At 71.4% G+C, this 20965-nt stretch carries 17 protein-coding genes; 11 read left to right on the top strand and 6 right to left on the bottom strand.

Annotation, left to right across the window (positions count from 1 at the left end; genetic code table 11):
- The first annotated feature begins 93 nt into the window (after nucleotides 1-93).
- Nucleotides 94-1248, top strand: a complete 1155-nt coding sequence (locus tag ACZ4NT_RS24960; protein WP_121405694.1) for a cystathionine gamma-synthase — start codon at nucleotides 94-96, stop codon at nucleotides 1246-1248.
- 7 nt (nucleotides 1249-1255) lie between these two features.
- Here ACZ4NT_RS24960 and ACZ4NT_RS24955 read toward each other — a convergent pair whose 3' ends face one another.
- The 3 genes from ACZ4NT_RS24955 to ACZ4NT_RS24945 all read right to left on the bottom strand — a co-directional run bounded on the left by ACZ4NT_RS24955 (nucleotide 1256) and on the right by ACZ4NT_RS24945 (nucleotide 2734).
- Entirely contained in the window at nucleotides 1256-1504 is a 249-nt protein-coding gene (locus tag ACZ4NT_RS24955) for a hypothetical protein (protein ID WP_121405695.1), read from the bottom strand.
- Entirely contained in the window at nucleotides 1501-1998 is a 498-nt protein-coding gene (locus tag ACZ4NT_RS24950) for a sigma factor-like helix-turn-helix DNA-binding protein (RefSeq protein WP_183116986.1), read from the bottom strand. Before ACZ4NT_RS24950 ends, ACZ4NT_RS24955 begins: the two co-directional genes overlap by 4 nt.
- Nucleotides 1999-2227: 229 nt before the next feature.
- The gene (locus ACZ4NT_RS24945; RefSeq protein ID WP_183117035.1) at nucleotides 2228-2734 is read right to left on the bottom strand and encodes a MarR family transcriptional regulator; all 507 of its coding nucleotides are present in this window, start codon (nucleotides 2732-2734) and stop codon (nucleotides 2228-2230) included.
- Between the two features lie 164 nt (nucleotides 2735-2898).
- Here ACZ4NT_RS24945 and ilvA point away from each other — a divergent pair, with 164 nt between their 5' ends.
- The 3 genes from ilvA to ACZ4NT_RS24930 all read left to right on the top strand — a co-directional run bounded on the left by ilvA (nucleotide 2899) and on the right by ACZ4NT_RS24930 (nucleotide 6189).
- Nucleotides 2899-4128, top strand: a complete 1230-nt coding sequence (ilvA, locus tag ACZ4NT_RS24940; RefSeq protein ID WP_121405696.1) for a threonine ammonia-lyase — start codon at nucleotides 2899-2901, stop codon at nucleotides 4126-4128.
- A gap of 202 nt (nucleotides 4129-4330) precedes the next feature.
- Nucleotides 4331-5335 carry an ATP-binding cassette domain-containing protein gene (locus ACZ4NT_RS24935; protein WP_121405697.1) on the top strand — a complete coding sequence of 335 codons (1005 nt, stop codon included), beginning with the start codon at nucleotides 4331-4333 and terminating at the stop codon, nucleotides 5333-5335.
- On the top strand, nucleotides 5332-6189 hold the full coding sequence (locus ACZ4NT_RS24930) for an ABC transporter permease (protein ID WP_121405698.1): 858 nt from the start codon (nucleotides 5332-5334) through the stop codon (nucleotides 6187-6189). Before ACZ4NT_RS24935 ends, ACZ4NT_RS24930 begins: the two co-directional genes overlap by 4 nt.
- Nucleotides 6190-6256: 67 nt before the next feature.
- Here the strand turns inward: ACZ4NT_RS24930 and greA are convergent, their stop codons facing one another.
- Nucleotides 6257-6754, bottom strand: a complete 498-nt coding sequence (gene greA / locus ACZ4NT_RS24925; RefSeq protein ID WP_121405699.1) for a transcription elongation factor GreA — start codon at nucleotides 6752-6754, stop codon at nucleotides 6257-6259.
- 235 nt (nucleotides 6755-6989) lie between these two features.
- Nucleotides 6990-7391, bottom strand: coding sequence for a DUF4307 domain-containing protein (locus tag ACZ4NT_RS24920; RefSeq protein ID WP_121405700.1), 402 nt, complete (start codon nucleotides 7389-7391; stop codon nucleotides 6990-6992).
- Between the two features lie 196 nt (nucleotides 7392-7587).
- Between ACZ4NT_RS24920 and mca the strand changes: the two genes are divergently transcribed.
- Both mca and ACZ4NT_RS24910 read left to right on the top strand, forming a co-directional pair.
- Nucleotides 7588-8448 (top strand): mycothiol conjugate amidase Mca, encoded by an 861-nt coding sequence (gene mca, locus ACZ4NT_RS24915; protein ID WP_183117036.1) that lies wholly within the window; start codon nucleotides 7588-7590, stop codon nucleotides 8446-8448.
- A complete protein-coding gene (locus ACZ4NT_RS24910; protein WP_467727671.1) occupies nucleotides 8441-8698 on the top strand; it encodes a hypothetical protein in 258 nt (85 codons plus the stop codon). Before mca ends, ACZ4NT_RS24910 begins: the two co-directional genes overlap by 8 nt.
- 75 nt (nucleotides 8699-8773) lie before the next feature.
- Here the strand turns inward: ACZ4NT_RS24910 and ACZ4NT_RS24905 are convergent, their stop codons facing one another.
- The gene (locus ACZ4NT_RS24905; RefSeq protein ID WP_467727669.1) at nucleotides 8774-11992 is read right to left on the bottom strand and encodes a tetratricopeptide repeat protein; all 3219 of its coding nucleotides are present in this window, start codon (nucleotides 11990-11992) and stop codon (nucleotides 8774-8776) included.
- Between the two features lie 195 nt (nucleotides 11993-12187).
- Here ACZ4NT_RS24905 and ACZ4NT_RS24900 point away from each other — a divergent pair, with 195 nt between their 5' ends.
- The 5 genes from ACZ4NT_RS24900 (at nucleotide 12188) to ACZ4NT_RS24880 (ending at nucleotide 20965) form a co-directional block, all read left to right on the top strand.
- Nucleotides 12188-14224 (top strand): thioredoxin domain-containing protein, encoded by a 2037-nt coding sequence (locus ACZ4NT_RS24900; protein ID WP_467727667.1) that lies wholly within the window; start codon nucleotides 12188-12190, stop codon nucleotides 14222-14224.
- A 189-nt stretch (nucleotides 14225-14413) separates the two neighbouring features.
- The gene (locus tag ACZ4NT_RS24895) at nucleotides 14414-15676 is read left to right on the top strand and encodes a glycosyltransferase (RefSeq protein WP_121405705.1); all 1263 of its coding nucleotides are present in this window, start codon (nucleotides 14414-14416) and stop codon (nucleotides 15674-15676) included.
- Nucleotides 15673-17310, top strand: a complete 1638-nt coding sequence (locus ACZ4NT_RS24890; protein WP_121405706.1) for a phospholipid carrier-dependent glycosyltransferase — start codon at nucleotides 15673-15675, stop codon at nucleotides 17308-17310. Before ACZ4NT_RS24895 ends, ACZ4NT_RS24890 begins: the two co-directional genes overlap by 4 nt.
- Nucleotides 17307-18557, top strand: a complete 1251-nt coding sequence (locus ACZ4NT_RS24885) for a glycosyltransferase family 2 protein (RefSeq protein ID WP_121405707.1) — start codon at nucleotides 17307-17309, stop codon at nucleotides 18555-18557. Before ACZ4NT_RS24890 ends, ACZ4NT_RS24885 begins: the two co-directional genes overlap by 4 nt.
- A gap of 143 nt (nucleotides 18558-18700) precedes the next feature.
- Entirely contained in the window at nucleotides 18701-20965 is a 2265-nt protein-coding gene (locus tag ACZ4NT_RS24880; protein ID WP_467727706.1) for a galactose oxidase-like domain-containing protein, read from the top strand.

Raw genomic sequence — 20965 nt, 5'->3', positions numbered from 1 at the left:
CGGTCGCCGTTTGGCGCGGAACGACCCCTCCCGGGGCCCCGTGACGGCCCGAGTGCCGTCACGGGCCCCGCGGGCGCACTACCCTCGGTGCCCATGAGCGACAGGCACATCAGTCAGCATTTCGAGACCCTGGCGATCCACGCGGGCAACACCGCCGATCCCCTCACCGGCGCGGTCGTACCGCCGATCTACCAGGTCTCGACCTACAAGCAGGACGGCGTCGGCGGGCTGCGCGGCGGATACGAGTACAGCCGCAGCGCCAACCCGACGAGGACCGCCCTCGAAGAGAACCTCGCCGCCCTGGAGGGCGGGCGCCGGGGCCTCGCGTTCGCGTCCGGACTGGCTGCCGAGGACTGCCTGCTGCGCACGCTGCTCAGCCCCGGCGACCACGTGGTGATCCCGAACGACGCCTACGGCGGCACGTTCCGTCTCTTCGCGAAGGTCGTCTCGCGGTGGGGCGTGGAGTGGTCGGTCGCCGACACCAGCGACCCCGCGGCCGTACGGGCCGCGCTCACCCCGAAGACCAAGGCGATCTGGGTCGAGACGCCGTCCAACCCGCTGCTCGGCATCACCGACATCGCGGCGGTCGCCCAGGTCGCGCGCGAGGCGGGCGCCCGCCTCGTCGTGGACAACACCTTCGCGACCCCCTACCTCCAGCAGCCGCTCGCACTCGGCGCGGACGTCGTCGTGCACTCCCTGACCAAGTACATGGGCGGCCACTCGGACGTCGTGGGCGGCGCGCTCGTCGTGGCCGACGAGGCCCTGGGCGAGGAACTGGCGTACCACCAGAACGCGATGGGCGCGGTCGCCGGGCCCTTCGACTCCTGGCTGGTGCTGCGCGGCACCAAGACGCTCTCCGTGCGCATGGACCGGCACAGCGAGAACGCGGGCAAGGTCGCCGAGATGCTCACCCGGCACGCGCGCGTGACGAGCGTGCTGTACCCGGGTCTCCCGGAGCACCCGGGCCACGAGGTCGCCGCCAAGCAGATGAAGGCGTTCGGCGGCATGATCTCCTTCCGCGTCGAGGGCGGCGAGGAGGCGGCGGTCGAGGTCTGCAACCGCGCCAAGGTGTTCACGCTCGGCGAGTCCCTCGGCGGAGTCGAGTCCCTGATCGAGCACCCGGGACGCATGACGCACGCCTCCACGGCCGGCTCGCTCCTGGAGGTGCCCGGCGATCTCGTCCGCCTCTCCGTGGGCATCGAGAACGTCGACGACCTGCTCCAGGACCTCCAGCAGGCCCTCGGCTAGGCAGCGCTCACCAGCCGGTGAGGGGTGGAGTCGTGTCCGACGGCGGCTCCACCCAGGGGCGCGTGGCCGACGCCCAGACGACGAACGCGACGGCCGCCGCGAACAGCAGCAGCCACAGCAGCCTGCGGGCGGCGGTACGGCGCCGCAGCATCCGCCCGCCGCGCCGTACGACGTCGGGGTAGAGGTCGGGCGGGACCTGGGCCGGGGACTGTTCCAGCAGCCGCCGTACGGCCGCCTCGCGCTCGGGCAGGTTCACGACGAGGCCACCTCCGCCAGGGCCGGTGCCGGTCCGCGGGGCGGATGCAGCAGGGTCGCCATCGCGCGGGCGCAGATCGCCCGGACGCGTTCGGGGGGCAGGCCGAGCAGCGCCGCCGTCTGCTCCTCGGCGACCCCCTCGTACAGCCGCAGGACGAGGATCAGCCGCTCCTGGGGCGTGAGACGCGCCAGGACACTGCCGGGGTCGGGCCGGGCCCGGCCGAGCCCGCCGTACTGGTGCCAGGCCGTCCGGGCGAAGCGGCCCGCCAGCTCCTGGCGGGCACGGTCGTACGGGTCCTCCCCGCGCAGCCGGTCCCAGCGGGCGTACGTGTGGGCCAGCGCCTGCGTCAGCAGGCGCCGCGCGCGCGGGTTGGCGCCCGGGGGCTCCGCCGTGAGCAGGGTCGCGGCATGCAGCAGCCGCCCCGCCGCGCCCGCGACGAACGCCTCGAACTCCCGGGCGCGGCGGGCGTGGTACGACGCCCGCCGTTCTCGCACTCCCGCGCCTCCCGCCTGAGGGTGACCCGGAGGGGTCTGTGGGACCTGAGGGGAACGGTGGTCCCGGCCGCGTACGGCACGCCAGGCCGTGTGCGGCGGGCCCGCTCTCATATGAGGCCAGGCCCGGCCTCGCGGTCAAGAGTCCGGCGCAGATGCACGCGCGCGTGTGCGAGGAGGAATGCCCGAGAAGGAGGACCTGCGCCGGGACGGACGTGGACGGGGCCGCCGGTCAGGATGCCGAATGCGACTCCGCCACCGGGCCGCCCTGCGTCGCCTGGCGGGCCGACAGGGCGTCGTTGAAGCGCGTGAGGAGCGTGCAGAACGCGTCGCGCTCCTCCGGCGCCCAGTCGTGCGTCAGCTCGGCCATCAACTGACGCCTCGAAGAGCGCACTTCCTCCAGGCGCGACTGCCCGCGCGGGGAGAGCTGGAGCACCACGGCCCGCCCGTCCTCGGGGTGCGAGGTGCGCTTGACGAGTCCGGTGTCGACCAGCGGCGCCACCTGCCGGGTGACCGTCGACGAGTCGATCCCCATGCTCGCGGCGAGCGCCTTGACGCCCATCGGGCCTTCCTTGTCGAGGCGGTTGAGCAGCAGGTACGCGGCCCGGTCCATGGAGTTGCGCACCTGCCCCACCCCGCCGAGCCGGGTCTGTTCGGCACGGCGCGCGAACACCGCCACCTCGTGCTGCAGCGTGTCGAGAAGACCGGTGTCACCGACGGTCGTCATGTCCATCGACATTTCAGGTGTTGTGGGCATGGCCGGGGGCTCAATTCATGCGTGGGGTCCTGGGTTGGGGGACAGGGTACGCGGCCGGGGGGCGGGCCGTACCGGCGCTGCGCAAACCAGTCTCGGCCCGTGGTCACACCAGGAGTGACGCGCTGTGAACTGCGAGACTGGTGGTCATGAGCTACAGCACGGCTGACTCCTTGCAGGCGGTGACCCTGGACGACGTGCGGGGAGCGCAGAAGATGCTCTCCGGCGTGTCGCGGGTGACGGCGATGGAGGGCAGCAGGCATCTGTCCCAGCTGGTCGGCGCGCCGGTGCACCTCAAGTGCGAGAACCTCCAGCGGACGGGCTCCTTCAAGCTGCGCGGTGCCTATGTGCGGATCGCGGGGCTGCTTCCGGAGGAGCGTGCCGCCGGAGTCGTCGCCGCGAGCGCCGGCAACCACGCGCAGGGCGTCGCCCTCGCCTCCTCCCTGCTCGGCGTGCGCTCGACGGTGTTCATGCCCTCGGGCGCGCCGCTGCCCAAGGTCGCGGCCACGCGCGAGTACGGCGCCGAGGTGAGGCTGCACGGTCAGGTGGTCGACGAGACGCTGGCCGCGGCGCAGGAGTACGCGGCCGAGACGGGCGCCGTGTTCATCCACCCCTTCGACCACCCCGACATCATCGCGGGGCAGGGCACGGTCGGCCTGGAGATCCTGGAGCAGTGCCCCGAGGTCCGCACGATCGTCGTCGGGATCGGCGGCGGCGGGCTGATCGCCGGGATCGCGACCGCCGTGAAGGCGCTCCGTCCCGATGTGCGGATCGTCGGTGTGCAGGCGGCGGGCGCGGCGGCGTACCCGCCCTCGCTGGCCGCGGGCCGTCCGCTGGCGGTGGAGAACCCGGCGACGATGGCCGACGGCATCCGGGTCGGCCGGCCGGGGGACGTGCCGTTCCGGATCGTCCACGACCTGGTGGACGACGTGCGCACGGTCTCGGAGAACCATCTGTCGAGCGCGCTGCTGCTGTGCCTGGAGCGGGCCAAGCTGGTCGTCGAGCCGGCCGGCGCCAGCCCCGTCGCGGCGCTGCTGAGCGAGCCCGGCAGCTTCGAGGGGCCGGTCGTGGCAGTGCTGTCCGGCGGCAATGTGGACCCGCTGCTGATCCAGCGCATCCTGCGGCACGGCATGGCCGCGGCGGGCCGCTATCTTGCCGTCACGCTGCGGCTGACGGACCGGCCGGGGGCCCTGGCGACGCTTCTCGGGGTGTTGTCAGTGGCCGACGCTAACGTCCTGGATGTGAGTCACGTCCGGACCGATCCGCGGCTCGGGCTCACGGAGGTGGAGGTCGAGCTGCACCTGGAGACGAAGGGGCCCGAGCACTGCGCCGAGGTCAACAGGGCGCTGCGCACGGCGGGTTACACGGTCATCGACTGACGGCCCGCGTCCCGTCGTCCCGGGTCGGGTAAATCCGTTGAGAGACGCGATACATCGCGTTATGGTGTGTCCCTCGCCACAACGGTGCCGCGAGACGCGAGGCGATGCCCGTCCGGGTGACGTCCCGGCGCTCGCGCGGCGCACGGCACGCAAATCTAGGATCTTTCCGTAGGAAATCCCCAACGCTTTTTGGGAGACCCACATGCCAGGCGCCATCTATGCCGAAGGCCTGGTGAAGACCTTCGGTGACGTAAAAGCCTTGGACGGCGTCGATCTCGATGTCCCGGAGGGCACCGTGCTGGGCCTGCTCGGGCCGAACGGCGCGGGCAAGACCACCACGGTCCGCTGCCTGACGACGCTGCTCCGGCCCGACAGCGGCAGAGCCGTCGTCGCGGGCATCGACGTGCTCAAGCACCCCGACGCCGTGCGCCGCTCGGTCGGACTGTCCGGACAGTTCGCCGCGGTCGACGAATACCTGACCGGCCGCGAGAACCTGCAGATGGTCGGCCAGCTCTACCAGATGCGGGCCAAGGCCGCGAAGGTGCGGGCGGAGGAGCTGCTGGAGCAGTTCCGCCTCACCGACGCCGCCGACCGCCCCGCGAAGACGTACTCGGGCGGAATGCGCCGCCGGCTCGACCTGGCGGCCGCCCTGGTCGTCTCGCCGCCGGTGATGTTCATGGACGAGCCGACCACCGGCCTCGACCCCCGCAACCGCCAGCAGCTGTGGGAGGTCATCAAGCAACTGGTCTCCGGGGGCACCACGCTGCTGCTGACCACCCAGTACCTGGAGGAGGCCGACCACCTCGCGCACGACATCTGCGTCGTCGACCAGGGCCGCGTCATCGCCCGCGGCACCTCCGACCAGCTCAAGGCGCAGACGGGCGGCGAGCGCGTCGAGGTCGTCGTGCACAACCGCGAGCACATCGCCACCGCCTCCGAGGTCCTGTTCGGCTTCGGCAAGGGCGAGACCACCGTCGAGGAGCACACCCGCAAGCTGACCGTCCCGGTCTCCGGCGGCGCCAAGCTCCTCGCCGAGGTCATCCGCGAGCTGGACGCCCGCGGCATCGAGATCGACGACATCGGCCTGCGCAGGCCCACCCTCGACGACGTCTTCATCTCGCTCACGGGCCATCTCGCCGAGGAGCGGGAAGAGGACGCCGCAGCCGCCGACGCGAAGAGCAAGCACCCGAAGGAGACCGTCAAGTGAGCGCCGCCACCGACGCCGTGCGGACCACGGCCCCGAGCAACGCCCTGACGCAGTCCGTGCGGGACTCGCTCGTCATCGCCAAGCGCAACCTGATCAGGATGTCCCGCATCCCGGAGATGGTGATCTTCGGGCTCATCCAGCCGGTCATGTTCGTGGTGCTGTTCTCGTACGTTTTCGGCGGGTCCATGCAGATCGGCGGCAGCACCAGCGCCACCGACTACCGCAACTTCCTGATGGCAGGCATTTTCGCGCAGACCGTCACCTTCGCCACCGCGGGCGCCGGGGCGGGCATCGCGGACGACATGCACAAGGGCCTCATCGACCGGTTCCGCTCGCTGCCGATGGCGCGCGGAGCGGTGCTGACCGGACGCACCCTCGCCGACCTCGTCCAGACCGCGCTCACCCTGCTGGTCCTCGCGGTCGTCGCCCTGCTGGTCGGCTGGCGGGTCGGCTCCGACGGCGACACGAACGCGGCCAAGGTGCTCGGCGCGTTCGGACTGCTCCTCCTGTCCGGGTACGCGTTCACCTGGATCGGCGCCCTGATCGGCCTCTCGGTACGCACCCCCGAGGCGGCCACCTCCGGCGGCCTGATCTGGCTCTTCCCGGTCACCTTCATCTCGAACGCGTTCGTGGACTCGTCGAACATGACGCCCTGGCTGCGCCACATCGCGGAGTGGAACCCGTTCAGCGCCACCGTCCAGGCCTGCCGCGTCCTCTTCGCCAATCCCGGCGTGTCGCAGTCCGACGCCTGGCCGATGCGGCACTCCGTCCTGGCCTCGATCATCTACTCGGTGCTGATCATCCTGATCTTCCGCACCCTCGCGGTGCGCAAGTACCGGTCCGCCACGGCGTGACCACGGCAGCGCGAAGCCCCCGGCGGCCGGCCGCCGGGGGCTTCGTCGAGACCTTCGTCGTGGAGGCTCAGCCCTGGTAGGGGTGGGCCTTGAGGATCTTGACCGAGGCGAGCTTGCCGTTCGGCAGCTCGTACTCGGCGTCGTCGCCGACCTTCTTGCCGTTCACGCCGGAGCCCAGCGGGGACTGCGGCGAGTACGTCTCGATGTCGGCGCTCGCGTACTCGCGGGAAGCGAGCAGGAACGTCAGGGTGTCGTCCTCGTCACCGTCGAAGGCGATGGTCACGACCATGCCGGGCGCGACCGCGCCATCGGCCGCGGGAGCCTCCCCGACCTTGGCGTTCTCCAGGAGCTGGGTCAGCTGGCGCACTCGGAGCTCCTGCTTGCCCTGCTCCTCCTTGGCCGCGTGGTACCCGCCGTTCTCGCGCAGGTCCCCCTCCTCGCGCGCTGCCGCGATCTTGGCGGCGATCTCCGTGCGCGCAGGACCAGACAGGTACTCCAGCTCGGCCTTGAGCTGGTTGTACGCCTCCTGGGTCAGCCAGGTGACGTTCTCGCTGGTCTGGGTCACAGGTGCTCCTCGTAGGTACTGGGAATACAAAGCATCGCCCTACCCAGAAGAATGTTCCTTCACGGGTGGGCGAAACCACGAGCCTAACAATTCAGCGGCTGAAGGGGGAGGACATAAGGCATGAGAATTACATCCGCGCAGGTCAGCGCAGAAGTGCCGAAAGTGGGGCGGGCCGTGTCGTCCGCTTGTCGCCGCGCGCCCTTCCGTAAGGGGCCGGGCGGTCGCCGGACCCGGCTCAGCCCGTGTGACAGCCGAGCAGCTCCGCCGTGGTGCCGCGCGCCGTCGTACGGAGCGTGAGGACCTTGTCGATGCGCGAGGAGCGCTGGTCGAAGCGGAAGTCCGCGCGCCCCACCTCCGCGCCGTCGGCGCTCTGCGAGCGCAGGGTGCAGTAGCCGTCCGCGTCCGCGTCCTTGCGCACCTCCAGATGCACCTCGACCGCATGGTCCGAGACGGCACTGAAGGCGATCACCTCACCGCTGATCCTGCTGCCGCCCACGTAGTAGGAGGCGAACCAGCCGACCAGCGCGAGCAGGACCAGGCCCAGCGCGCCGCCGATCACCTTGAGCCTGCGGTCGGCACGCTCGTCCGCGGAGCGGCCGTACCGGCCCTCGGGCAGCTGCGTGCTCGCCGTGCTCATGGTCGTCCTCTCGCAAGGGCCGGCAGACAGGTCCCGGCAGGGGCTCCGGAGGCCGGGCCCCGGAATTTTTCGCCCGCTTGTTCCGTCACTATAGAAGCCGCCCATCACGCCGATTCACGCCGGGCGCCGAGAGCCGACCCACCGAGGCGGCAGCCGACCGACTGAGGATTGAGTCTTGACTGACCAGCTGCGACTGATGGCCGTGCACGCCCACCCCGACGACGAGTCGAGCAAGGGCGCGGCCACCATGGCGAAGTACGTGTCCGAGGGGGTGGACGTGCTGGTCGTGACCTGCACGGGAGGGGAGCGCGGCTCCATCCTCAACCCGAAGCTGCAGGGGGACACGTACATCGAGGAGAACATCCACGAGGTGCGCAAGAAGGAGATGGACGAGGCCCGCGAGATCCTCGGCATCAAGCAGGAGTGGCTCGGCTTCGTCGACTCCGGCCTGCCCGAGGGCGACCCGCTGCCCCCGCTTCCCGAGGGCTGCTTCGCGCTGGAGGACGTCGACAAGGCCGCCGGCGAGCTGGTGAAGCAGATCCGCTCGTTCCGTCCCCAGGTGATCACCACCTACGACGAGAACGGCGGCTACCCGCACCCCGACCACATCATGACCCACAAGATCTCGATGGTGGCGTTCGAGGGCGCGGCGGACACCGAGAAGTACCCCGAGTCCGAGTACGGCGCCGCCTTCCAGCCGCAGAAGCTCTACTACAACCAGGGCTTCAACCGCCCGCGCACCGAGGCGCTGCACCACGCGATGCTCGACCGGGGCCTGGAGTCGCCGTACGGGGACTGGCTGAAGCGCTGGTCGGAGTTCGAGCGCGTCGAGCGCACGCTGACCACCCACATCCCCTGCGCGGAGTTCTTCGAGATCCGCGACAAGGCGCTGATCGCGCACGCCACGCAGATCGACCCCGACGGCGGCTGGTTCAAGGTCCCGATGGAGCTCCAGAAGGCGGTCTGGCCGACCGAGGAGTACGAGCTCGCCAAGTCCCTCGTCGATACCTCCCTCCCCGAGGACGACCTCTTTGCGGGCATCCGCGACAATGCCTGACATGAGCGCAAGCGCAAGCCTGGCAATGACGAACCTCGTCTCCCTCGCCAAGGAGGTCGACGAGAACAAGGTCACCCCCGGTGTCCTCGGCTTCATCGTGTTCGCGGTGATGGCCCTGGCCGTCTGGGGCCTGATGAAGTCGATGAACCGCCACATGCGGAAGGTCGACTTCGAGGACCCCGAGCAGGAGGGGGCCACCCCCTCCGAGGCGGCCCCCGGGGCCTCCGCGCCCAAGCCCCAGCGGGGCTGACCGCGCCCCGGCGGCGCGTCCGAGGGGGTGTCGTTCGGATCACCCCCGGGTCCGCGACGCCCGGCACGAGACCCCCTAGCGGTGAGTCGTCACCGGTACGCCCATGACCTCGCGGGCGTGCCGGTCGGGGACCATGCCCAGACGCCAGGCCTGCCAGCCCGCGTCCAGGTTGACGCCGCGCTCCAGCAGGAGCTGGTACGCCTCCACGTACTCGTCCAGCCTGCCGTCCCGGGCGCGGTGGGGTGAGCGCGCGAGCTGGGCCAGCTCCTCCTGCGCCACCGCGCCGCCGATCTCGGAACCGCCGGGAGCCGCGAACGGCAGCAGCGTGCAGCGCAGGAAACGGGCCCAGTCCTCGCCGCGGCGGTCACCGTAGGACGTGAACAGACCGATCGCCTCGTCGCACAGCGACAGCGCCTGCGGCGTGCGCGCATTGCCCGCGTCCACCACCGCCAGCTCCAGGCACGTCCACGCCTCGCCGTGCGCCACACCGATGCGCTGGAAGTCCGCCCGAGCGTCGACCAGCAGCTGCCGGGCGAAGCCCGAATTGCGCAGGGAACCGGTCTGCGCGGCCCGCTGGTCCCGGGTCACCCGGGCCGAGTGGTGCCGGGCACAGGCCAGACCGTAGACATCCCGCATCCGCGAGAACATCGTGCGCGAGCGCTCCAGCTCCCGCACCGCGTGGTCCAGGTTGCCCGTCTCCTCCAGCGCCTGCCCCAGGTAGTACACTGTCCACGCCTCACCGCGCGCGTCCTCGTTGTCCCGATGGCGCGACGCGGCCTGGCGCAGACCGTCGACCGCGGCCGACGGATCACCGTCGACGAGCCGGGCGCGCGCCAGCTGCGTCAGCGCCCAGGCCTCACCGCGCCCGTCGCGCGTCCGGCCGTACAGGTCCAGGGCCTCGCGCAGCTCACGTTCCGCGCGCGGGACGTCACCCATGCGCAGCCCCACCTGACCCAGCTGGAAGTGCGCCCACGCCTCACCGTGCACCGACTCGCTCTCGCGGTGCAGCACCAGGGCCTGTGTGAGCAGGTCGAGAGCCGCCGCCAGCCGGGCACGGTCGCGCTCCACCGCCGCCAGCGCATGCATCGTCCACGCACGGTCGGCCGCCAGCTCCGGCGCCGCCTGCAGGTCCATCGCCTCCTGCAGCCGCGCCGCCGCCTCCGCCAGATTGCCCTGATGATGCAGGGTGATCCCCAGGGAGCACAGGGCACGCGCGGCCCCCGCGTCATGGTGCGCCTCGAAGTACAGGTCCACGACCGAGGACAGCGTCGTCCGCGCCTTGTCGAGCTCACCGAGCTGGCGGGCCGCGATACCCGTCCGCCACTGCACCGAGCGGACCAGCAGCCCCTGGTCGACGGCCTGCGTCAGCTCACTGATCTCGCCCAGCCGGTACAGGTCGCCGCGCAGCAGGCAGTAGTCGCACAGGGCGCCGAGCAGGTTGAGCACCGCCGCCTGGTTCACGCCCTCCGCGTGGCGCAGCGCCGCCGTGATGAAGCTCGACTCGTCGTCCAGCCAGCGCAGCGCCGCGTCCAGGGAGGTGAAACCGTGCGGGCCGACCGCGCTCGACTGGAACGCCGAGTCCGCGCGCGTCGACGTCTTCCCGTCGACCAGGCGGATCACCGAGTCGGCCAGCTCCCCGTAGTTCACGATGAGCCGCTCCTGCGCCGCCGTCCGCTCGGCAGGCTCCTCCTCGTCCAGCAGCCGCGCGTGCGCGAAGCTCCGGACGACGTCGTGCAGGCGATAGCGGCTGCCCCGCACGTGACCGATCAGGCCCGCCCGGGCGAGCGCGGTCAGCTGACGGGCCGCCTCCTGCTCGTCCGTCGCCAGCAGGGACGCCGCGGCGGCCGCACCCAGCGACGCACGCCCGGCCAGCGCCAGCCGCCGCAACAGCCGCCGCGCCTGCTCCGACTGGTCGGTGTAGCGCAGCCACAGGACCCGCTCGACCGGGTCCACCGGACCGTACGCCCCGAGGTCGGTGGCCAGCTGCCGGGGGGTACGCGGACCGAGCGAGGAGCCCGCGATCCGCAGGGCCAGCGGCAGGCCGCCGCACAGCTCCCGGACCCGGTCGCAGGACTCGGCGTCGTACGGGCCCGACGTGTCCTGTGCCGCCGCGTTCAGCAACTCCTCGGCGCCGCCCGCGTCCAGCGCCTCCAACGGGAGGTGATGCACCCAGGCGGCAGGACCGGCGGGCAGCTCCAGGGGTTTGCGGGCGGTGACCAGCACCAGGCTGTCCGACCGCTCCGGAACCAGTGTGCGGACCTGCTCGGCGTCGGACGCGTCGTCGAGCACGATCGTGACCGGCAGCCCCGTCAGATGCTGGTGATACAGCTCGCTCAGCCGCCTGACCTGCTGCTCCGGCGAGGAACGCTCACGGAACAGCAGCTGCTCGCGCGGCGCCCCGAGCCGGTTCAGCAGATGCAGCAGGGCGTCGCGCGTCGACAGCGGCGGCTCCTCCGCGCTGTCGCCCCGCAGGTCCACCACGCACGCGCCCCGGAACTGGTCCCTGAGCTCGTGCGCCGCCCGCACCGCGAGAGTGCTGCGGCCCGAGCCCGGAGCCCCGTGCAGCACCACGACCGTCGGCTTCGTCTCCGTGCTCGCACGGGCCGCGTGCACCCACTGCGCCACCCGCGACAACTCCTGCCGACGCCCCGTGAACACGGCGTCCGGTTCCGGGAGTTGCCCGAAGGACTGCTCCAGGACCGTGCGCCTGCGGGCCGCGGCGCTCTTGTCCGTGCGCCGCAACTGCGGGGCCCCCTTCTTGGCGCCGGTGGACGCGCTCAGCACCCGCTGCTGGTCGAGGAACGGACGGATCCCGCGCACCTCCAGGGCGGTCAGCCACTGCAACCGCAGCTGCTCGGCCCCACCCGGCTGGCTCCGGGCGCCCGCCCGGCGGCTCGCGGCGGGCAGATGCCCGGCGCTCACCTTCGCCACGGTGGTCGCCGCGCCCGCCGCGCCGGCCACCGCACCCGCGCCCAGCGCCGTCCCCGCCCCGGTGCCCAGCGCCAGGTCGGCGACGCAGGCCGCGAGCGCCGCGACCCCGGCCACCAGCACCGCGGTGCCCGCACCCTCGCGCGCGTACCGCTGCCCGAAGCTGAGCTCGCCCGCCTCCGTCTCGTCCAGCGCGCGCGTGTACGCCTCGTACTCCTCCACGGCCGCCCGCGCCATGCCGTCCAGCGCGCCGCGCGCCCGCGCCAGCAGCACGGCCCCGTCGGTACGCCCGCCCGAGCGCCGCACCTCCTCCTCCACGGCCCGGGCCAACAGCCGCTCGGCCTCCGCCCGATGGCTGTCCCGCATCTCATGTCCCCCTTTGGCGGCAACTCCGTTGCCTATGAGTGTCCTTGGTCGGGGGCGTCAGCGACAGAGGCCCGGCGATCATCGGCGCGGCCCGCCGCGGAGCACGCGCGCGGTCACGGTCGGACCCGCGGTGGAGGCACGCCGGGTGAAGCGCGGCTTCTCCGTCGCCACGCCCACCGTGGCAGAGTGGGAAGGGTGAACCGACTGGCCCGTGAGACGTCCCCGTATCTGCTCCAGCACGCCGACAACCCCGTCGACTGGTGGCCCTGGTCGGCCGATGCCTTCGACGAGGCGCGCAAGCGCAACGTGCCCGTCCTGCTCAGCGTGGGCTACAGCAGTTGTCACTGGTGCCACGTCATGGCGCACGAGTCCTTCGAGGACGAGGCGACGGCCGCCTACCTGAACGAGCACTTCGTGAGCGTGAAGGTGGACCGCGAGGAGCGGCCCGATGTCGACGCCGTGTACATGGAGGCGGTCCAGGCCGCCACCGGCCAGGGCGGCTGGCCCATGACCGTCTTCCTCACCCCGGACGCCGAGCCGTTCTACTTCGGCACCTACTTCCCGCCCGAGCCCCGCCACGGGATGCCGGGCTTCCGGGAGGTCCTCGAAGGCGTGCACGGCGCCTGGACCGACCGCCACGACGAGGTGGCCGAGGTCGCCGGGAAGATCGTGCGGGACCTTGCGGGACGGGAGCTGAACTACGGCGGCACCGAGGTGCCGGGCGAGGAGGAGCTGGCCGGGGCACTGCTGGGACTGACCCGTGACTACGACGAGCAGCGCGGCGGCTTCGGCGGCGCGCCCAAGTTCCCGCCGTCCATGGTGATCGAGTTCCTGCTGCGCCACCACGCCCGCACCGGCTCCGAGGGCGCCCTGCAGATGGCGCGGGACACCTGCGAGCGGATGGCGCGCGGCGGCATCTACGACCAGCTCGGCGGCGGGTTCGCCCGCTATTCCGTGGACCGCGACTGGGTGGTCCCGCATTTCGAGAAGATGCTCTACGACAACGCCCTCCTGTGCCGCGTCTACGCGCACCTCTGGCGGGCCACCGGGTCCGCGCTCGCGCGGCGGGTGGCGTTGGAGACCGCGGACTTCATGGTGCGCGAACTGCGCACGGCCGAGGGCGGGTTCGCCTCCGCGCTGGACGCGGACAGCGACGACGGGACCGGCCGGCACGTCGAGGGCGCGTACTACGTGTGGACGCCGGAGCAGCTCCGCGACGTCCTCGGGGACGACGCGGAGAGCGCGGCCCGGCACTTCGGCGTGACCGAGGAGGGCACCTTCGAGGAGGGTGCCTCGGTGCTGCAACTCCCGCCGGGGGAAAGCGGGTTGGACGCGGAGCGGCTCGCCTCCGTCCGGGAGCGGCTGCTCGCCGCGCGCGGGGAGCGTCCGGCGCCGGGCCGGGACGACAAGGTGGTCGCCGCCTGGAACGGCCTGGCGATCGCCGCGCTCGCGGAGACGGGCGCCTACTTCGGGCGTGCGGATCTGGTGGAGGCCGCGATCGGGGCCGCCGACCTCCTCGTGCGGCTTCATCTGGACGACCGGGCGCGCCTGGCGCGGACCAGCAAGGACGGCCGGGCGGGTGCGCACGCGGGTGTCCTGGAGGACTACGCGGACGTGGCGGAGGGCTTCCTCGCGCTGGCGTCGGTGACCGGTGAGGGGGTCTGGCTGGAGTTCGCCGGGTTCCTGCTCGACCATGTCCTCGCGCAGTTCACGGACGCCGAGTCGGGTGCCCTGTTCGACACGGCGGCGGACGCGGAACGCCTCATCCGCCGGCCTCAGGACCCGACCGACAACGCCACGCCCTCGGGCTGGAGCGCGGCGGCCGGTGCGCTGCTGTCGTACGCGGCGCAGACCGGTGCGGAGCCCCACCGGACGGCCGCGGAGCGGGCGTTGGGCGTGGTGAAGGCGCTGGGTCCGCGGGCCCCGCGGTTCGTGGGCTGGGGTCTGTCGGTGGCCGAGGCGCTGCTGGACGGGCCGCGCGAGGTGGCGGTGGTCGGTCCGGTGGACGCGGAGGCCACCAGGGCGTTGCACCGGGCGGCGCTGCTGGGGACGGCGCCGGGTGCGGTCGTCGCGGTGGGGGCCGCGGACAGTGACGAGCTCCCGCTGCTGGCGGGCCGGCCGCTGCTGGGCGGTGAGCCCGCCGCGTACGTCTGCCGCAACTTCACCTGTGACGCTCCGACGTCGGATGTCGAGCGGCTCCGTGAGGCGCTGGGCGGCGCGGTTTCCGACTGAATCGGGTGGATACGGATCGGAAGATTCCGAAGTGGTCGGATAGATGGGGTTACTTGACCGAGCATTCCGAAACACTCTATTTATTTGAAGACCTTACGGATTTCACAGTTCCCACCTAGTCTCCTCACGGTGACGCGACGGTTGGTGACACGCCGTCGCGACAGGGGGTTTGGGATCTGGGGGGATCTGTTGCTCACATCTGTCTTCATCGCTGCCGTTTCGCTGGCTCTGTTCTGGATGGCGGCCTTCACCCTGTGGTGGCAGATGCACGCGTGGCGTACGCCCGAAGTGCTTGCTTCCACCCGTTTCAGCAGACCGGACGGCGGAGAGGGGCTGTCCTTCTCGCTGCTGCTGCCCGCGCGCCACGAGCAGGCGGTGCTGGACCACACGATCCAGCGGCTGCTCGAGTCCGGTCACGACGACTACGAGATCATCGTCATCGTGGGACACGACGACCCGGAGACGGCTGCGGTCGCCCGCCGGGCCGGGGCCCGCGACCCGCGTGTGCGGGTCGTCGTCGACACCCATGAGAAGAAGAACAAGCCCAAGGCCATGAACACGGCGCTGCCGCACTGCCGCGGCGACGTCGTCGGGGTCTTCGACGCCGAGGACCAGGTCCATCCGGAGCTGCTCGCCCACGTCGACCACGCGTTCCGCACCACGGGCGCGGACGTCGTGCAGGGCGGCGTGCAGCTGATCAACTTCAACTCCAGCTGGTACAGCCTGCGCAACTGCCTGGAGTACTTCTTCTGGTTCCGCTCGCGGCTGCACCTCCATGCGCAGAAAGGTTTCATTCCGCTCGGCGGCAACACCGTCTTCGTGCGCACCGACGTACTGCGCGAGGCGGGCGGCTGGGACCCGGACTGCCTCGCCGAGGACTGCGACCTCGGGGTGCGGCTCTCCAGTGTCGGCAAGAAGGTCGTCGTCGCGTACGACTCCGACATGGTGACCCGGGAGGAGACGCCGGGCAGCCTGGTCTCCCTGCTGAAGCAGCGCACCCGCTGGAACCAGGGGTTCCTGCAGGTCTACCGCAAGCGGGACTGGAAGCAGCTGCCGGGATTCGGGCAGCGGCTGCTCGCCCGCTACACGCTGATGACGCCCTATCTGCAGGCCCTCTCCGGCGTGATCATCCCGCTCAACGTGGCGGTCGCGCTCTTCCTCGACGTGCCGGTCGGCATCGCCTTCATCACCTTCCTGCCGGCCGTCACCGCGCTGGTCACGTTCGTCTTCGAACTGGTCGGGCTGCACGACTTCGGCAAGCAGTACGGACTGCGTGTGCGCTTCGTGCACTACCTCAAGCTCATCGCCGGCGGGCCCTTCTACCAGGTGCTCCTCGCCGGCGCGGCCGTTCGCGCGGTGTGGCGCGAGCAACGGGGCCGCACCGACTGGGAGTTGACCAGCCATGTCGGTGCGCATCTCACCGAGACGATCCGAGAGGACGTTCCTGCGTGACCTCCACCCTTCCCGCGGCGACCACCACGGTCCCCGCGCAGCGGCCTCGTGCGCCCAAAAACGTTCCTCTCGTCCGTCCGGTCCCGCGTCTGCGCCGTTCACGCTCCGATCTGATCCTGTGCGGGCTGCTGCTCGTGGCGATCATGGTCGTGCAGGGCTGGAACATCGCCGACTACCCGACCCTCAGCGACGACGAGGGCACCTACCTCGCCCAGGCCTGGGCCGTGCAGCAGGGCGACGGACTGGCCCACTACACCTACTGGTACGACCACCCGCCGCTCGGCTGGATCCAGATGGCGGCGCTGACCTGGATCCCCGCCAGGATCAGCCCGTCCTTGATGACCGTCGGACCGATGCGTACGACGATGCTGCTGGTCAGCGCCGCGAGCGCGGTCCTGCTGTACGTCCTCGCGCGCCGTCTGTCGCTGCCGCGCTGGGCGGCCGGCCTGGCCATGGCGATCTTCGGGCTCTCACCGCTGTCGGTGGTGCTCCAGCGCGAGATCTTCCTGGACAACATCGCGGTGACATGGACGCTGCTCGCGTTCTGCCTGGCGGCCTCGCCGAGCCGCCATCTCTGGCACCACTTCGCGGCGGGCCTCGCGGCCGCGGCGGCGGTGCTCACCAAGGAGACGATGCTCGTCGTCCTGCCGGCGCTCGTGGTCACCATGTGGCGCCACGGCCACCGCGACACCCGCAAGTTCGCCCTCACCGGCGCGGTCACCGCCTGTGTCCTGATCGGCCTGGCGTATCCGCTGTTCGCCCTGCTCAAGGGCGAGCTGTTCCCCGGGGCGGGACACGTCTCGCTGTGGGACGGCATCACGTACCAGATGAGCCGCCCCGGCTCCGGGTTCATCCTCGACCCCGGGTCCGGCTCGTACGGTGTGCTGCAGTCCTGGCTCTACTACGACCGCGTCCTGCTCCTCGGCGGTCTCGCGGGCGCCGTGCTGCTGATGCTCACCTGGCGCTGGTCGGTGACCGCCCGCGCGCTGGCCGGGCCGGCGCTCACCGTCGGCATCCTCGCGCTGGTCGCGTTGCGGCCGAGCGGCTATCTGCCCGCGATGTACGTCATCCAGGCGCTGCCGTTCCTCGCGCTGGTCCTCGCCGGAGGCGCCGCGAGCGTGGCGCACGCGGTACTGCGCCGGTGGCGGAGCACCGAGGAGAGGCGTCATGTCACCTGGGGGCGCCGGGCGACGGCGGCCCTGCTCGTGGCCGCGGCCGCCGCCCATGTCGTGCCGCGCTGGTACGACGGCGACCGCACCGCCGTGACCGCCGACGCGAACGCCCCGTACCGGGCCGCGTCGCACTGGCTCACCACCCGGGTGGTGAACCCCGAGGACACCCGGGTGCTCGTCGACGACGCGCTCTGGCTCGACCTGGTGCACGACGGCTACCGGCCGGGGCTCGGCGTCATCTGGTTCTACAAGGCGGACCTCGACCCGGCGGTGACGAGGACGATGCCGCGGGGCTGGCGCGACCTCGACTACGTGGTGGCCTCACCGACGGTACGGCGGGACGCGGTCGACCTGCCCAACGTCAGGGCGGCGATGCGGCACTCGACGCCGGTCGCCACCTTCGGCACCGGTGAGGACCGGATCGAGATCCGTCGGATCCAGGCCGTGGGAGGCCCCCGATGAGCCACGAGTCCACCGTTCCCGAGGAGATCGGGGGCCCGTCCGCGGTCCCCGGGGAACTCGGCGGCCCGGCAGTGCGCGCCGTCGAGGTGCCCGAGCCCGGGGCCGTCACGATCGTCGTGCCGACGTTCAACGAGTCGGCGAACGTACGGGAGTTGCTGCGCCGGATCACCGAGTCGGTGCCGGCCCGGCTGCCCTGCGAGGTGGTCTTCGTGGACGACTCCACGGACGACACCCCGGAGGTGATCTCACGAGCGGCGCAGGACTGCCCGTTCCCCGTCACCGTGCTGCACCGGGAGGAACCGGTCGGCGGCCTCGGCGGTGCCGTGGTCGAGGGGCTGCGGGCCGCGACCTCCGACTGGATCGTGGTCATGGACGGCGATCTGCAGCATCCGCCTTCTCTGGTACCGGAGTTGGTGGCCACGGGGGAGCGGGCGTCCGCCGGGCTCGTCGTCGCCAGCCGCTACGTGGAGGGCGGCAGCCGGGAGGGGCTGGCGGGCGGCTACCGCATCGTCGTCTCACGCGGCGCGACCTGGCTCACCAAGGCGCTGTTCCCGCGCAGGCTGCGCGGCATCAGCGACCCGATGAGCGGGTTCTTCGCGATCCGGCGCAGCGCGGTCACCGCCGACGTCCTCCAGCCGCTCGGCTACAAGATCCTCCTTGAGCTCGCGGTGCGCAGCCGCCCCCGCGAGGTCACCGAGGTCCCCTTCGTCTTCCAGGACCGGTTCGCGGGCGAGTCCAAGTCGACGGCGCAGGAAGGCTTCCGCTTCATGCGGCACCTGGTCGGGCTGCGGACCGCCTCGCCGGTGGCCCGGATGGTGGTCTTCGGCCTGATCGGGGCCACCGGGTTTTTGCCGAACCTGCTCGGCCTGTACGCGCTCACGGCCGCCGGAGTGCATTACCTGCCGGCCGAGATCGTCGCCAACCAGCTCGGGGTCGCCTGGAACTTCCTGCTCATCGAGCACCTGCTGTTCCGTGAGCGCCGCCGGCACCGCACCTGGTGGGACCGGGTGGGCCGGTTCGCGCTGCTCGCCAACGCCGATCTGGTCCTGCGCATCCCACTGATTGCCCTGTTCGTGCGGGAGTTCGGGATGGGGGCGCTGTCCGCCACCGCGCTGGCCCTGGTGACGACCTTCGTCCTGCGTTTCGCCGGGACCGAGGCGCTGGTCTATCTGCCGCGCAGGGCCGCCGGGTCCGGGCGCGGAAGCCGTAACCGCAGCCGCAGCCGCACAGCAAGGAGAGCCGCGTGACCCTCCGCTTCCGACCACGAAGAAGAACCTCGCTGCTGGCCGTGGCGGGTCTCGCCGCCGGTCTGCTGCTGGTCTCCCCGCAGCCCGCCGCGGCGGCGAACCTCGTCAAGAACCCCGGTTTCGAGACGGCCGGCACGGACGGGATGCCGTACTGCTGGGAGAAGTCCGGCTGGGGCGACAACGACTTCACCTTCTCGACCGTCGCGGGCGCCCACTCGGGCTCCAAGGCGATGAAGGTCGAGCTGACCCGGCGGGTCGACGGTGACCGCAAGGCGCTGATCACGGAGAGCGCGGCCTGTGCGCCGGTGGTCACGGCGGGCAAGCAGTACGACCTCGGGCTCTGGTACAAGTCGACGACCCCGGACACCTCCCTCACCCTGTTCCGGCACGACGCGAGTGCCGGCTGGCAGTACTGGACGGACCTGAAGACGCTGGAGACGGCGGCCGGCTGGACGCAGGCGTCGGTCCGCACGCCGGCGGTGCCGGCCGGCACCGACCGGATCACCTGGGGTGTCTCGGTGTACGGCACGGGGTCCGCGACCACCGACGACTACACGATGGAGCAGGTCGCCGACCCCGTGCCGCCGGTGCAGTGCACCGGCACGGCAGACGAGTGCGCCAACGGCAGGTGGACCGTGCTGCCCACGCAGAACCCGGTCCGCTCCATGCACTCCGTCGTGCTGAGGAACGGCAAGGTGCTGCTGATCGCGGGCTCCGGCAACAGCGAGGAGATGTTCGAGGCGGGCACGTTCACCTCGGCGGTGTACGACCCGGTGCAGGGGACGTACAAGCAGATCCCCACGCCCAAGGACATGTTCTGCGCGGGGCACGTCCAGCTGGCGGACGGGCGCGTGCTGGTGATGAGCGGGAACAAGGCGTTCCCGGTGGCGGGCGGTCACGGGTACGAGGGGTACAAGGAGTCGTACGTCTTCGACCCGGCCACCGAGACGTACAGCAGGACCAACGACATGAACGACGGCCACTGGTACCCGTCCGCGACGGTCATGGGCAACGGGGACGTGATCTCCTTCGGCGGACTGCGCGAGGACTCCACCGGGTCGGTGACCGCCGAGCGCTTCTCGGCCGCCGAGCAGCGGTGGCAGCCGCTGTGGAAGGTCAACCAGACCTGGTCGTACTGGGGTCTGTACCCGTCGATGATCCTGATGCAGGACGGCCGGCTGTTCTACTCGGGCAGCCACGTCTTCGGCAACGGCACCCCGGGCACCGGCTCCGCGGTCTACGACTACGACGCCAACACGACGACCGCGATCCCCGGGCTGCAGCGGAAGGACGAACGCGACCAGTCCGCGAGTGTGCTGCTGCCCCCTGCCCAGGACCAGAAGGTGCTCACCCTCGGCGGCGGCAACATCGACTCCAACCCGGACGCGAACCGGCTGACGGACATCATCGACCTGAAGGCCGCCAGTCCGGCGTACACGGCCGGGCCGCCGATCCCGCAGGGCAAGGTCGACCTCGGCAACGGCAAGGTCGCCCAGAGCGGCGGCCAGGGCAAGATGTACGTCTCGGCGGTCCTGCTGCCCGACGGCAAGGTCCTGGAGACGGGCGGTGCCCTGCACAACCGGGCCGATCCGGTGTACGAGTCGTCCCTCTTCGACCCGGCGACCTCCTCCTTCGACCCGGTGACACCCGACCCGGAGGAGCGCGGCTACCACTCGTCCGCGTTCCTGCTGCCCGACGGCCGGGTGATGACGACGGGTGACAACCCGGGCAACGGCAGCTGGAACCACGACGTGTCCGTCTACACCCCGCCGTACCTGCTCAAGGGCCCCCGCCCGGCGATCACTTCGGTGATCGACAGCGAGTGGCGGTACGGGGACACCCAGCGCATCACGGTGGACCGGCCCATCGCCAAGGCGGAGTTGATCCGCCCGGCCGCGGTGACGCATTCCTCCGACCCCAACCAGCGCTTCGTGGACCTCCCGCTGAGCGTGGACGGCAACAACGTCGACCTGAACGTGACGAGCAACCCGAACCTGGCCCCGCCCGGCTGGTACATGCTCTTCGCGGTCGACGCCAACGGGGTGCCTTCGGTGGCCGAGTGGATCCATCTGCAGGGGCCGTCCGCGCTGGCCGCGGACGCCGCCTCGGCGCACGTCCACTCCTTCGCCGACTCCCTGGAGGGCACGGTCAAGGCGCCGGGCAGGAAGCGGACCTCGCAGAACGTGAGCACGACGGTCTCCGGCTGCGACCCGCACTACGGCTCGGTCAACGTCTGCGTGCCGACGGCCTTCCCGGCGGCGGTGGAGAAGACGGCAGCGGCCCGGTGCGCCTGGCTGAAGACCAACGACTACGGCCGGCTGCGGGTCAACGGCCGGGACGATCCGCTGGGCCTGGATCGGAACGGCGACGGCAGGGCCTGCGGGAAGGGGGACCTGCGGAGGCCGTAG

The sequence above is a fragment of the Streptomyces sp. NPDC026417 genome, from assembly GCF_055567695.1.
Note: the sequence above shows the minus strand (reverse complement) of the source record. Positions and strands in the feature narration are given on the sequence as shown.